This window comes from Pedobacter psychrophilus (assembly GCF_001652725.1).
GTDB lineage: Bacteria > Bacteroidota > Bacteroidia > Sphingobacteriales > Sphingobacteriaceae > Pseudopedobacter > Pseudopedobacter psychrophilus.
On record NZ_LWHJ01000029.1, the window covers coordinates 279659 to 292264 of the forward strand.

The 12606-nt window shown below is 32.4% G+C and carries 13 protein-coding genes; 4 read left to right on the top strand and 9 right to left on the bottom strand.

The features are described 5' to 3' along the window. Positions 1-37 precede the first annotated feature (37 nt). Entirely contained in the window at positions 38-622 is a 585-nt protein-coding gene (locus A5893_RS13450; protein ID WP_068823096.1) for an NAD(P)H-dependent oxidoreductase, read from the bottom strand. 228 nt (positions 623-850) lie between these two features. On the opposite strand from A5893_RS13450, the gene A5893_RS13455 reads away from it, so the two are divergent. Further along, on the top strand, positions 851-1165 hold the full coding sequence (locus A5893_RS13455; protein ID WP_068823097.1) for a winged helix-turn-helix transcriptional regulator: 315 nt from the start codon (positions 851-853) through the stop codon (positions 1163-1165). A 27-nt stretch (positions 1166-1192) separates the two neighbouring features. Here A5893_RS13455 and A5893_RS13460 read toward each other — a convergent pair whose 3' ends face one another. The 8 genes from A5893_RS13460 to A5893_RS13495 all read right to left on the bottom strand — a co-directional run bounded on the left by A5893_RS13460 (position 1193) and on the right by A5893_RS13495 (position 10594). Then, entirely contained in the window at positions 1193-2197 is a 1005-nt protein-coding gene (locus A5893_RS13460) for a hypothetical protein (RefSeq protein ID WP_157687559.1), read from the bottom strand. 136 nt (positions 2198-2333) lie between these two features. After that, the gene (locus A5893_RS13465) at positions 2334-3923 is read right to left on the bottom strand and encodes a DUF1961 family protein (RefSeq protein ID WP_082911439.1); all 1590 of its coding nucleotides are present in this window, start codon (positions 3921-3923) and stop codon (positions 2334-2336) included. Between the two features lie 70 nt (positions 3924-3993). Beyond that, positions 3994-5478, bottom strand: a complete 1485-nt coding sequence (locus A5893_RS13470) for a glycoside hydrolase family 28 protein (RefSeq protein WP_068823100.1) — start codon at positions 5476-5478, stop codon at positions 3994-3996. A gap of 310 nt (positions 5479-5788) precedes the next feature. After that, the gene (locus A5893_RS13475; protein ID WP_068823149.1) at positions 5789-7084 is read right to left on the bottom strand and encodes a PQQ-dependent sugar dehydrogenase; all 1296 of its coding nucleotides are present in this window, start codon (positions 7082-7084) and stop codon (positions 5789-5791) included. Between the two features lie 4 nt (positions 7085-7088). After that, positions 7089-8042 (bottom strand): nucleoside hydrolase, encoded by a 954-nt coding sequence (locus A5893_RS13480; RefSeq protein ID WP_068823101.1) that lies wholly within the window; start codon positions 8040-8042, stop codon positions 7089-7091. Continuing rightward, the gene (locus tag A5893_RS13485; RefSeq protein ID WP_068823102.1) at positions 8039-8986 is read right to left on the bottom strand and encodes a nucleoside hydrolase; all 948 of its coding nucleotides are present in this window, start codon (positions 8984-8986) and stop codon (positions 8039-8041) included. Before A5893_RS13485 ends, A5893_RS13480 begins: the two co-directional genes overlap by 4 nt. Positions 8987-9235: 249 nt before the next feature. Continuing rightward, a complete protein-coding gene (locus tag A5893_RS13490; RefSeq protein WP_068823103.1) occupies positions 9236-9736 on the bottom strand; it encodes a hypothetical protein in 501 nt (166 codons plus the stop codon). 42 nt (positions 9737-9778) lie between these two features. Continuing rightward, entirely contained in the window at positions 9779-10594 is an 816-nt protein-coding gene (locus A5893_RS13495) for an SDR family oxidoreductase (RefSeq protein ID WP_068823104.1), read from the bottom strand. 93 nt (positions 10595-10687) lie between these two features. Between A5893_RS13495 and A5893_RS13500 the strand changes: the two genes are divergently transcribed. The 3 genes from A5893_RS13500 (at position 10688) to A5893_RS13510 (ending at position 12504) form a co-directional block, all read left to right on the top strand. Next, entirely contained in the window at positions 10688-11053 is a 366-nt protein-coding gene (locus A5893_RS13500) for a MerR family transcriptional regulator (protein WP_068823105.1), read from the top strand. 76 nt (positions 11054-11129) lie between these two features. After that, positions 11130-11945: an AraC family transcriptional regulator gene (locus tag A5893_RS13505; protein WP_068823106.1), complete on the top strand. Its 816-nt coding sequence runs from the start codon at positions 11130-11132 to the stop codon at positions 11943-11945. A gap of 157 nt (positions 11946-12102) precedes the next feature. Further along, complete coding sequence (locus tag A5893_RS13510) at positions 12103-12504, top strand: ester cyclase (protein ID WP_262497038.1); 402 nt, start codon at positions 12103-12105, stop codon at positions 12502-12504. Positions 12505-12606: the final 102 nt, after the last annotated feature.

A 12606-nucleotide genomic window follows, 5' to 3' on the forward strand; every position in this document is an offset into this window, starting at 1 on the left:
TATTACTTGAATCCACTACTTTATAAATCTATATTAATTACAAAGCAGCAATTTCTGCTTTGATATCTGAAAGTACTTGTGCTCTTTGTTCATCTGTTGAGCCTACAATACCGAAAAACGTTAATTGTTTTACGTTTTTAATTCCGCAATAACCCAAAACACCTTCTGCAACAGGGCGGCTAATCAATTGCTTGCTATCAGGCCATCCGTCATAAATAAATTCAGGAGTTCCTGCTGTGTTGATGACAAGTGCTTTTTCATTTTTGAGTAGACCACGAGCTCCGTTTTCATCTGCTGTAAAAGCAAAATTAAAACCGAAAACTCTGTCGAAATAACCTTGCATAATTGCTGGGCGACCAATCCACCAAACGGGATACACTAAAACAATGTTTGTTGCCCATGAAATGTGATCACGCTCTATTTGAATATCTGCAGGTGTCTTGCCTGTTGCAAATGTGCCAAAATCACTACCTGATAAAACTGGATTAAAATTTAACTCATATAAATCACGAACTACAACATTGTGATTTTTACTTTTAAGTTCTGTAACTACAGTTGCTACGATTCCGTTTTTGTTAAAACTTGCAGGATTTGGGTGTGCTACTACTACTAATGTATTCATGTTTACTTGTTAAAATTTAATTTAAATTAGAGTATAAAAATGATGTTGTGTTTAAATGATTTGTTGTTAAACGATTAAAAGCTACTATTTTCTGTGTTTGAAAATTTATCGTTTTGCAATATCATACAAATATCTACCTTTACATTCATTAAGACAAGTACTTACCTTTAAGTAGGATACCTACTAAAAAGTTATAAATGCTGAAAATGAGTTAAATAAAATAGAAAAATGGATAAAATATTTCTTGAACAATCTAAATGCCCAATTAAAAAAACCTTAGACATTATTGGCGGTAAGTGGAAATTGCGTATTATTTTCCAAATAGGAAGTGAAATTAGGCGGTATGGAGAGCTAAGGAAATTGATGCCAGATATAAGTGAAAAAATGTTGATTCAAGAATTAAAAAGCTTGGTAGAATATGGTGTACTTAGCAAAAAATCATATCACCAAATACCACCTAAAGTTGAATATAATTTAACAGAAAAAGGATTTAAACTAATTCCTATAATAGATTTAATGAAAGAATTTGGTGCAGAAAATTAGTTATCATTCTTATGAAAGACGCACTTATTACTCCGGCTTTTTATTCTTCCAAAGTTTAAAATCGTCCCATAAAATTTGAAGCGTTTTATCTTGAGCTCTTACATAAGAAACAAGTTCTTTTGAGGTGTAAAGCTTCATGGGGTTATAACCAGTAAGTCCGTTTGGTGCTTGATCATAACTGCCATGGGTAAAGTCATGAACATCATAAACAACTTGTTTTTTCCCACCATCAGGTGTTATTGCCAAATAAAAACGACCGTTTTCTTTATTACCTTCTTTAAAATAGTAATCCATGGTAAACCATTTTCCAATAGGCACAGCCACATTTGAAGCTTTATAATCTGCTCGCCATAATAGCTTTTGACCAGCATTTTCTGCTTCTAAAATAAAATGTAAATCACTTTCTTCTGTTGTATATTTTCCTACTCCTACTGTTATTCTAAAACCATTTTTTTCTCCTTCAACCCACCATTCGTTGTTCCAAAATTCGGCAATGGTACACCAAGGAATTCTTTTTGGAAAACTTCTTGCTGCATTAAAATCATCGGTTAAGTAAACCCTAACCGATTGGTAAAATTCTTTCATTCCGCCTTTAATACCGTACAGGTTCGTTTGAACTCTGGCTTTATTTTGTCCTTCGCTAGCTAACCACGAATCGTTTAACCAAAACTGTAATACCGAGTTTTTAGGATCTGTAGGATCGGGAATAACTTTTGCAAAACGTTTTGTACTATCACCACCTGTGTATTGTACTTCCATTACCCCTTTACTTGTTAATGCTTTTAAATCTTTATCCCAATCGCTTTTCTTACTGTAAGAATCAACTTTACCTGCAATATGTTCTAAACTTGCGCCGTAATCATTAGTTCCTTTTTCTTCCACAACTTTAGAAGTTCCTTCAAAACCGCTTTGGAAAATGAGTTCGGGTTTCCCCGATATGGAAGTGGATTTTTGAGTTGTACAGCTAAAAGAAAACAATAGTAGAGCGGAAAATAAAATTCCTTTAGTTAAGAATATGTTGTGTTTGATCATTAGTTTAATTATTAAAAATATTTTATCTAAAGTTTTAATGTTGTTAGACAACTTATGTTAAAAAAGCGATAATTTGAAACCTGTTTATTGATTTACTGTGAAATAATAGATCAATGGCTTTCCCATTAATATGAAATTAATTCAGATTAAACCTTACACCTTCTTGGTTTTTAGGCACTACTTCTCCTTTAAATACTTTTCCAGTTTGTACACCATTTTTATTGTAAACTTTTAAATTCCTAAAAACCATTTTTGTGCGTAACATACAACGTATGGCGATGCGTCCAAAATCTAAAACCGGCCCGTTATTGATAAATCCATCATCTTTACAATCAAACATAATTATACCATCTATTGCCCCAATTAACCTGTTTCCTATTTGTAAAAATTGCAGTTTGTGCCAAGTATCTTTGGTTAATGGAATACTTTTAGATCCAAATGCCATTGGATAGTTCCATGGCTCTTTTACAATGGCCGAGTTGTCTAAATCGTTTCGCATATCAGCCATTTCACGATAATATTCCCAATGATAACTACGTACATCCTCACCATAAATCATGGTCATGCGTCCGCTTTTTCTCAAGGGATAATCGGCCATAAAATCTTCACGGTTCATCCCCGAAGCTTGTGTAAGCAATAAACTTAGCCCGCCTGGTCGTAAAGTTTTATACTCATACTCAACATACAAATCTCCTTCAAAAGGTTTACGTGTCCACACATACATTTGAGAGTCTAATACTGCCGAATTCATTTCTTTGTTGATGGTTTCAATTAATAGACCTTCTTTGGTAATTGCAACTTCTACTGGCTTTCCTTGTATATAAAAGCTATCTAAATCTGTAGATTTTGTAAGTGATAGATTCAATTTAGATTTCCAAGTGTTATCGAGTTTCCAAGTAAAAGGTTTCCTATCTTTCCCAGCATAGGTATGTTGAAGCTCTTGTTCTAACGCTATGCTTTTTTGAGTGTCCTCTTTTTTAAATTGGCTGTATAATTCATTTTCAGATAAATTAGTATTGTAGAATTTGATATCGCTATAAGCTAAAGTAGGGTTACCAAGATATAAGGAAGAATTTATGGTATCTCTATGAAATTTGGTAGCTCTGTATTGGTCTTCTTTACCAATTGGAATTCCGTTTACGTACATTCTGTATTCGTCTTTTTCATAATCCCAAGTGAGGGAAAAGTTGTACCAAGTATTTCTTTTGAAACTAAAATGACTAACCTCTACCAATGCTCTATGGGGGAAATTAAAAGCATTTTCATAAAGCTTATCCTTTGCAAAAAGAGCCATAATGTTAGGATGCCAAGCATTTATCCATACCATTTTAAAATTAGCATTAATGATATCTTGTGGGTTTGGATTGTCTGACAATAACGGATAAATAGTCCAATATGGATTACTAATGGCCATGCTTGGTTTCGCATTAGATGTACCCAAATCTTCTAAAGACATTACCCACATAGAAACTGTACCCTTGTTAGCTTTCATGGTATGCGCCTTTAACTGTAACACGCTTTGAATGCTGGTGGTATTTAAACCCTCACGTCCGCCTACTTTTACTACTCTGGCCGGACCTTTTAATTTTACCAATGAGGTGTCCTTTAAAGAAAAATCGTTTAGATAGGTATAAGCAGGCTTTGGTGTTTGAGCTTTTAGATTTGTGCCGCACATCAATAACATGAGGCATATCAGCTGATACTTGATTTTAATTTTTAAGATCATATTGATTTTTTTATAAGATTCCTTCTTTTTTTAAGTTGTATTAATTGAAATATTTAGCTTTGGAGCATGTCTATTTCCTCCGCACTAAGTTATCAACATCTTCTATAACCATAGCCTCCCGTGGATCATGGCAATTAAGTTTTAATTTTATGTTTTGAAGTTTTAAACAGTTTATATATTTAAAATTGAAACCATAACTAGAAAGATTACCCAATGTATGTGATGATGGATAACCCGCTTTCTTTTCTTTAAGCAGCTTGGTCATATCTATATTTCTATCACTAGCATTGCCAGCATGAGAAAGTTCTATATCGATATTTTTGAGTGTAATGTTTTCTACTCGATTTGTAGTATTTAAACCTGTAACAGAAGAAGATAAAGGTCCTGCTCCTGTTGCTTTAAAATTAGAAATCAATATATTATTTATGGTTCCTACAGATGGAACTTTTGCGGTACTTGTATGTTTTCTACTGCGGTTTCCAAGCGTAACAAAAATGGGGGTAACACAATCTGTAGCTGCTATGTTATCAAACCAAACGTTTTCCATTTTACCACCATCTGTTATTATTAAGGTAATAGCAGTTTGAGTGGTTTCTGTTCCGTTAACGTAATGTAAACCCGTAACAGATTGTACCACTTTACAATTGCGAAATAGAATATTTTTAAATCCTCCTGTAGTTTCTGTACCGAGTTTTAAAGCGTTACAATGGCTAGATGCTATACAATTTTCTACCAATATATTTTCACATAGAGAAGGCCCATTACTTTTTAAACAAATTGCATCATCATCACTATCAACTCGGCAATTACGTATATAAACATTTTTACAACCGTCAATATCAATTCCATCATTATTTTGATGCGCATGGTTAAACACATTGATATTTTCTATCATCACGTTCTCACAATTCAAATAATGCTGCATCCATTGAGCTGAGTTAAGTAACATAATACCCGCAACATAAATATTTTTAGAACTAATGATTCTTATTCCAAATGGCCTACGAATGTCATTATCACCCATCCCTAAATACACTGGACTATCCCCTTTAAAATCGATGGTTCCTTTACCAGTTATAGATATTCCATCTACATTTTCGGCATAAAATAAAGATTTATCTACCTGTCTATCGGTGTTGTTTTTGTAGGGAGATTTATAAATTGGATAGTCTTTGGTATTTGTACTTCCTAAAATTTTAGCATTTTTATCTAATTCTATGTGCAGACCAGATTTTAATTCTAGCGTACCCGTAAGGTAAACGCCAGCAGGAAAGTATAATCGCGAAGGTCCATTTTTGATACAGCTATTAATAGCTTTTTGAAGTTGTTGAGTGGTGATCTCTAATCCGTTATTTTTAGCGCCAAAATCTGTGACAACATTAAAAACAGGGAGTTTGCTTTTATCAACAAATAATACTTTTGTTAAATTTTGAGCCATAACTTCTAAGTTTGAAGCTAATTTTTGGTTATCAAAACCTGATGTTTGCCCAAGTAGATTGTTTATTAAAGCGAAAACTAAAAGGGTAACAAGCTTTAATAAAATTTTAACTCTCATTTTTATATTTAGTGTTTATTATTATGTACTATTCTCTTTATAGAAAAACTGTATTCTACTTAATAAACATCTGGTAAGGGCAAATAGAGTATTAGAAAACGTTATTTATTATCTTTCCTAATTAAACTTATTCAAAGCTACCTTCTTGCATCAAACCAATAAGTCCTTTTTGATTAATAAAAGCAAAAAATTGGTACTTATATCGTTAACCTACTAAAGTTTAAATTATAACCCCTCAAATATCGAACTTCAAAAATAAACGCAGCTTAAATGCGTGAATAATTAATTTAATTTTTATAATTTATTATTCTTATTGCTTACTCACTCTCCAAATCTTCTTGCCGGCATCGTCAGCAATTAATAATGAACCATTTTTACTAAAAGCAACGCCTACTGGTCTTCCATAAACTAAACTTCCCTCTATATTGGCAATAAAACCAGTTAAAAAATCTTGTTTTGGCCCAGAAGGTTTTCCATTTTTAAAAGGAACAAATACTACTTTATATCCACTTAACTCAGTTCTATTCCAAGAACCATGTTGCCCAATAAACATCCCATCTTTGTAATTATTTCCTAAACCATTCTTATTGTTAAAAGCTAAACCAAGAGAAGCAGTATGGCTACCTAACGAAACATCAGGGACTAAAGTAGAATTTACTAAATCCATTTTTTCACCTTTCATTCTGGGATCAGGATTTTTACCAAAATAAGCATAAGGCCAGCCATAAAATGCGTTTTCTTTTACACTTGTAGTGTAATCTGGCACCAAATCATCGCCTAAACCATCTCTTTCGTTAACTGCAGTCCATAGTACATTAGTGCTGCTCCAGCCCATCCCTACCGGATTTCTTAAACCACTGGCGTAAATTCTTTGTCCACTTCCATCAGGATTGATTTCTAGAATACAGGCTCTATTAACTTCGTTTGCAATTCCATTTTCGGCAACATTACTTCCAGAACCTACCGAAATATAAATTTTAGTCCCATCCTGATTTGCAATGATATTTCTTGTCCAATGGTTATTATAACCACCCGCAGGTAAATCTAAAATCTTTTTGCCTTCGCCTTTAATCTCTTCCTGCCCGTTTGTATAATCGTAAGTCCAAAGTCCGTTTGTATTTGCTACATAAAACTTTCCGTTAAGTATTAGCATGCCTAATGGTCGGTTTAAGCCTTTCAAAAAGGTCTTTTTTAATTCTGGAATCCCATCATTATTTTTATCTCTCAACAAAATTATGGTGTTACTGCTTTTTAATCCAGGCTTCTTCATATTAGCAGTTTTTATAAATCCATCATCAATGGTATTGGCTAATGAAACAAATATATCCCCGTTAGGAGCCGTATAAATCCACCTAGGATTATCCAAACTATCGGCAAATAAAGACACTTTAAGTCCTTCTGGTGCTTTAGGCATTAGACCTACTGGCCAGCCTACAATCTTTGAATTATTTACTACTGATTTAGTTGCAAATGGCTTGGGAAGTATTACAGAATCTTTATAAGCTAAAGGCTTAAATTCTGAATTTTGCGACCCCTTGTTTACGCTACATGCAACCGTTGTAGTTATAATTGTTATTAATATAAATCTTGTATAAATTATTCTCATAGTTTTATTCACCTTTTTGTATTTTAATTCTTCTTAAAGCCTCTTCTAATAATTTAAAAGTAGCTTCTCTTTCTATATCATAAATTCTTGTGAAAGTGCCTTTATTCTTACTAAAATCATACTTATAATCATCTTTTACAGAAGGTAATTTTGCTGTTTCCCATTTTACTACATTTACATCTATAAGGGCAGCAATGTCGCCTAAATCAAACATTCCTTTATCGGGTAATTGTGCGTATGCCGATTTTTTTCTAATATCATGTAAATATTGACCAAAGCTCCCGTTGCTTGCAATTCTTATTTCAGACTCATGCATTGGCATATTTAAATTAGAACCGGTATCAAACAAAATGAATGGCGCTGTAGCATCAAATAAAACCTGTACCGCTTTAAGATCGTTAGTAGCGTTAAAATTCCAGCAACGTTCTGGCCAAGCTGTTCTGCCATGCCATAAAACAATTATGTTTTTATTAATGCTAGAATCTTTTAATATGGCGGCAGCTGCATTTGTTGCAGCACCCAAAGAAATTACCCATAGCGGGTTTTCTGGTGAAGCTTTTTTAGCTTCTTCGATGATAAAATCTACCCCTTCTGATAGAGGTGGCGCATCTAAATAAGAGATAGGGTCGGAACCCATTTTTATAATAAATTTATCCTTAAAGCCGGCTTTATCTAAAACCTCCAAAATATTATTGTAAGATTTTTGAATTCCTTTTACTCCGCCTCTTGTGCCATAATGTGCGGCTACAAAGCCTTCAATTTGAAAACGTTCTGGATATCCCAGCAATAATGCCATCGCCCATTGGTCGTCCACTTCATTAGCGGCATCGGTATCAATAATGACTTTTAATTTTCCGTTAGGTACAGGCCAAGTAGGCATTTTCTTTTGCGAGAAAACAAATTGAGAAATTGATAACAAAAAGAAACTCAATATTAAAAATAAACTAAGCTTTCTCATTTGCTTTCCTTTAACTTTTGAATAGATTGGTAATAACTCTCCTTCATTTTTCTGTTATCAAATTTTGTATAAACTGATATTGAGCGAGGTGTATTCTCTAAAGGTGTTTTAACCTTTTTTATTGTTGCAAACGATGGATTTAAGTATGCTTCTACCAAGGCAACATCCCATAATGTTCTTACTTTATCATCTGGATTAGTATCTAACCAGCGTTGCTTTAGGTATTTTAAAACTGGGTTATCACTATCAAAAACAGCGTATAATGAGTCTCTTTCAAACTTAAAAGGTTCTGCAGTAGTTATAGGCATTACAATTAGTTGTATTGATTTTTGGTTTAGCAAATAATCAAAAGCGTTTAAATCGTTACGGATATTGAACTCATTTTTATCCCAATATTTATTTTTTGCATCATACCTTGCGCCTAATAAATAGCATTCTATATGTTTTGTAATTGAGCTATCCATTGCAACAGCAGATGCAATATTTGTTAATGCTCCTAAAGAAATTATATGTAATTTTTCATTTGGTGAAAGTGATTTTACAGCCGAAATAATTTGCTTAGCTGCATCAGAACTGCGATAATTTGTTCCACCCCACGCTCTTCCAATTTGCCTATCGGCACCTATTGGATGTGTGATGTTTAATTTATCGCTTAACGCTAAAATTTCTTCGTTTAGCTGTTGCGATATTTTGACCGTATTTATATTTTTTGTGGGATATTGATTCCATTTATCAAAGGCCACCAAATCTGCATTGTTAAAGTGAGCAGAACTTAAACCCACTAAGTTTATGGAGGTATCATTCAATAATCTTACAATTGCATAAACATCGTCTGTTTCGTTGCCTGTATCAGCATCTAACCAAACTTTTTGCTTTTGTCCGTAAGCAATTCCCGAATTGATGATTAAACAAATTAAACTTAAAAATATAATTACTTTCCTCATTTTATTAAACCGGCCTAATCAAATTTGTGGTGTTAAATGCCTATTAACTAGGCAAAATTTTAAGGTTTTTTAAAAAATCTCTTCTTCTAATTACATTAAAATCTATAATTGATCAAGAAAAATCTTATTTCCTCTACCTTTATAAACAAGTAAAATACGTTGAAAGAGTATAAGAAAGAATTAATTATAATTTGGGTTGACTAATTTTCTGATATTCAGTTGTAAAAAAATTGTTTGAAATAACAATATTTAAACATTTTCAGTCATTAATATTGTTAAATGCTGTAAATATTCTTTTCCTCGTTTTTCTGCAAAAAAATCTAGCAAAAGCATAAAACCAGCTTGCATAAATAATCCTAACCCAATACCTTTCCAAAAGGATATGCTTGGGAAATAAAAATACAATATAAGCCCTAAAAGCATGAGCGCAATTTCCACGTATCTGTAAACCACAAAGTTTTTCATTACCAATTCCATTCTAGGAATTTCTATAGTTTGTATTTTTTCAGGCTCAATTTTTACGATGTTTTGTACTGTTAAAATATCTTTCGGACTTCTGACATAAACAATTGCTCCTACCGTAATTTGAATAAAAGCAATCAGAATTAATGGTATTGCAATTCCCTTTTGAAATGGTTCTTTAATAACAAACCAAAAATATATACCTGAGACAATTGCTAAAATCCCAATTCCCACAAAAAAAAGACTTTCAAATTTTTCTGCATTAAAATAATCTGTTATAAATTTCATTCGAGTATATATTGGAAATGATGAATCTCCTCGCTTTCTTTACTAATTTTTAATTCCTTTTTCTACCTGGCTTCTTACCATTTTTGTAAACCAAGATAATGGCAATAACCAACGCATAAAAAGTAATAATGGACCTTGTCCGCCAACAGGGTATCGCAAACGATAAGAACCATCATTTGCTGCCTGCCAAACTTTTTCTGCTACCACCTCTGCTGTGGGAGCAGTTTTATAAGAATCTAACATGTTTTTGTGAGCCTGATGCGTATAATTATCATATGCTTTGGTAGAAACATAATCTATTGCGTTTTCAAATTCGGTTTTGATAGCACCTGGTTCTATATTTTTTACTTTGATGTTGAAGGGTTTTAGCTCGAATTGTAAACTTTCCATAAAGCCTTCTAAAGCCCATTTGGTGCTATGATAAACACTATATAAAGGAAAAGTGATTAACCCACCCATTGATGTTGTATTGATAATTACACCATCTTTTTTAGCTCTAAAATGTGGAAGAACGGCTCTGGTTACATTCATTACTCCAAAAACATTGGTATCAAATTGCTTTTTAATTTGGTTTTGATCCATTGCCTCAAAAGCACCTACCAAAGCGTAACCAGCATTATTAAACAACACATCTATATTGCCAAATGCAGAAATGGTATTATCAATTGCTTGTTTAATACTTCCTTCATCCATCACATCTAAAGCAAATAATTTAATATTAGTGAAGCTTAATAAATCTTTTCCCTTTTCTACCGTTCGCATGGTTGCAGCAACATTCCACCCTTTTTTTGCAAAATAAATAGCAGTTAGTTTACCTATGCCTGTTGATGCCCCTGTTATTAAAATTGTCTTTGTCATTTTCTTTTATTTAAAAATCAAAAGTAAACACTAACTTTGAAACTATAAAGTATGAAGTATAGTTTATAGTTAGTATAAAGTTTTCCACATTATATGAAATTAATTAATCAACTCGCTAAAGAAACAGGCTTACCGATAGCTACCATTAGGTTTTATGAAAAATCTGGCTTATTTGTGGGCAAGAAAAAAGACAATATAAAAAGTAATAATTACACCTATTACGATGATGAAGTGATAGATAAATTAGAATTAATTAGAGATGCAAAATCTGTAGGGTTTACCTTATCAGAAATTAAAGAACTGATAAACGCTTGGTACAGTAAGAAAATCACAAAAGATGAAAAACTATCTATTTTAGATGGTAAACTATTACAGATAGAAAGTAAAATTAAGGAGTTGAAACAAGTTAAAAAACAGATAGCCTTTTTGAAGAGTGAGGTGGAAAAATATGATTGTTAAACAGAGAAAGAATTTCTTTAGTTAATAACTTATCAAACAGCAGCTTGTTATATGCCACTTTAGAACGACATCCGCAATGGAAGAAAACGATATTAAATTTTTTCAAATTGATTACAAAACTTACAATAAAGGGTTTGTTAGCAATCCTCATTCGCATAAACATTATGAGATTTTCTATTTTGAAAAAGGAAATGCAAGTCACTTTATTGACTTTGAAGAATACCCAATTACTGATAACTCACTCTTTTTAGTTTCCTACAATCAGGTACATTACATAACGGCAAAACCTGACACACATAATTTGGGATATGCAATTTCATTAGAAAAAGAAATATTTGGCTTATTAGGTAATGAACTTAATAATCTTTTTGGCAAGTTTTCAAAATCGCCTGCCTATTATCTGAAAAAAAACGATTTATTTACCACTCTCTTTCAACAAATCAAAATAGAGCTAGAAGGAAAAAGTCAAAAATCAAACGAACTTGTTTTCAGTTTTATCAAAATATTGCTTACGTATATTTGGAGAGAAGAAAGAGATATAATTAAAGGAAAAACTCTAACAGATACTCCCTTTTTAAATTTCTTACACCTAATTGAAGACAATTTTATAAAATTCAAAGAAGTACAAGAATATGCTCAAATGCTATCAATCACTACCAAACAGTTAAATAGAATTTGCAAAAAAAACACTAACCAAACAGCATTATTTATTATTCATGATAGGATAAATTTAGAAGCAAAACGAAAACTTTTTTATAGTGAAAATCAAATAAAAGACATTTGTTATGATTTGGGATTTGAAAACACAGGGCATTTCAATAATTTCTTCAAAAGAATGAATGAAAAAACACCATTAGAGTTTAGAATAATAATGTCCCGAATCTTCAATTAAACGGACCGTTTATACAATTCAAACAAATATTTGCTCTCTACTTTTGTATTATCATTAAATTTATTTTATAATAATGAGATATGCAGAAGTAGTTTTTATTATGTGTGGACTGCTATTCACAGCCACAACTTTTAGTCAAACCCAAAAAAAGAGCAAAATGACAACAGATCAAAAAAAGCATCTGGTTATAAGGTTCGTAGAACTTATGACAACAAAACAATCGGACAAGTTTGGAGAAATTATTTCACAGGATTATAAGCAGCATAATCCAATGGTAAAAAAAGGATTAGAGGGCATTCAGGAAGGCTCGAAATGGTTTGAAAGTATTTTTCCAGATATTTCAGCACATATTGACGCAATTGTAGTAGAAGGAGACATCATAGTTGCTAGAATTTCTTGGTCAGGGACGCATAAAGCTGAACTTTTTGGAATTCCAGCCTCGAATGTAAAAGTAACTTGGACAGGGACCGATTGGTGGCGTATTGAAAATGGGAAACTTGTGGAACATTGGGACGTGGTAGATTGGTCAAGCCTTATGCAACAAATTCAAACTAAATAAAATGAAGGCTGAAATAGAATTAGTAAAAAAATTCTATGAGCACCTTGCAAACGGTGACAAAAAAGGTGCTTATAATTGTTTGTCGGACAACTTCGTTTTAAC

Excerpts from the sequence above, each read along its gene's own strand:
- A5893_RS13475 (WP_068823149.1), bottom strand. The coding sequence starts at position 7,084 with ATGAGAATAATTTATACAAGATTTATATTAATAACAATTATAACTACA.
- A5893_RS13465 (WP_082911439.1), bottom strand. The coding sequence starts at position 3,923 with ATGATCTTAAAAATTAAAATCAAGTATCAGCTGATATGCCTCATGTTA.
- A5893_RS13470 (WP_068823100.1), bottom strand. The coding sequence starts at position 5,478 with ATGAGAGTTAAAATTTTATTAAAGCTTGTTACCCTTTTAGTTTTCGCT.
- A5893_RS13485 (WP_068823102.1), bottom strand. The coding sequence starts at position 8,986 with ATGAGGAAAGTAATTATATTTTTAAGTTTAATTTGTTTAATCATCAAT.
- A5893_RS13480 (WP_068823101.1), bottom strand. The coding sequence starts at position 8,042 with ATGAGAAAGCTTAGTTTATTTTTAATATTGAGTTTCTTTTTGTTATCA.
- A5893_RS13460 (WP_157687559.1), bottom strand. The coding sequence starts at position 2,197 with ATGATCAAACACAACATATTCTTAACTAAAGGAATTTTATTTTCCGCT.
- A5893_RS13495 (WP_068823104.1), bottom strand. The coding sequence starts at position 10,594 with ATGACAAAGACAATTTTAATAACAGGGGCATCAACAGGCATAGGTAAA.
- A5893_RS13505 (WP_068823106.1), top strand. The coding sequence starts at position 11,130 with ATGGAAGAAAACGATATTAAATTTTTTCAAATTGATTACAAAACTTAC.
- A5893_RS13490 (WP_068823103.1), bottom strand. The coding sequence starts at position 9,736 with ATGAAATTTATAACAGATTATTTTAATGCAGAAAAATTTGAAAGTCTT.
- A5893_RS13500 (WP_068823105.1), top strand. The coding sequence starts at position 10,688 with ATGAAATTAATTAATCAACTCGCTAAAGAAACAGGCTTACCGATAGCT.
- A5893_RS13450 (WP_068823096.1), bottom strand. The coding sequence starts at position 622 with ATGAATACATTAGTAGTAGTAGCACACCCAAATCCTGCAAGTTTTAAC.
- A5893_RS13510 (WP_262497038.1), top strand. The coding sequence starts at position 12,103 with ATGACAACAGATCAAAAAAAGCATCTGGTTATAAGGTTCGTAGAACTT.
- A5893_RS13455 (WP_068823097.1), top strand. The coding sequence starts at position 851 with ATGGATAAAATATTTCTTGAACAATCTAAATGCCCAATTAAAAAAACC.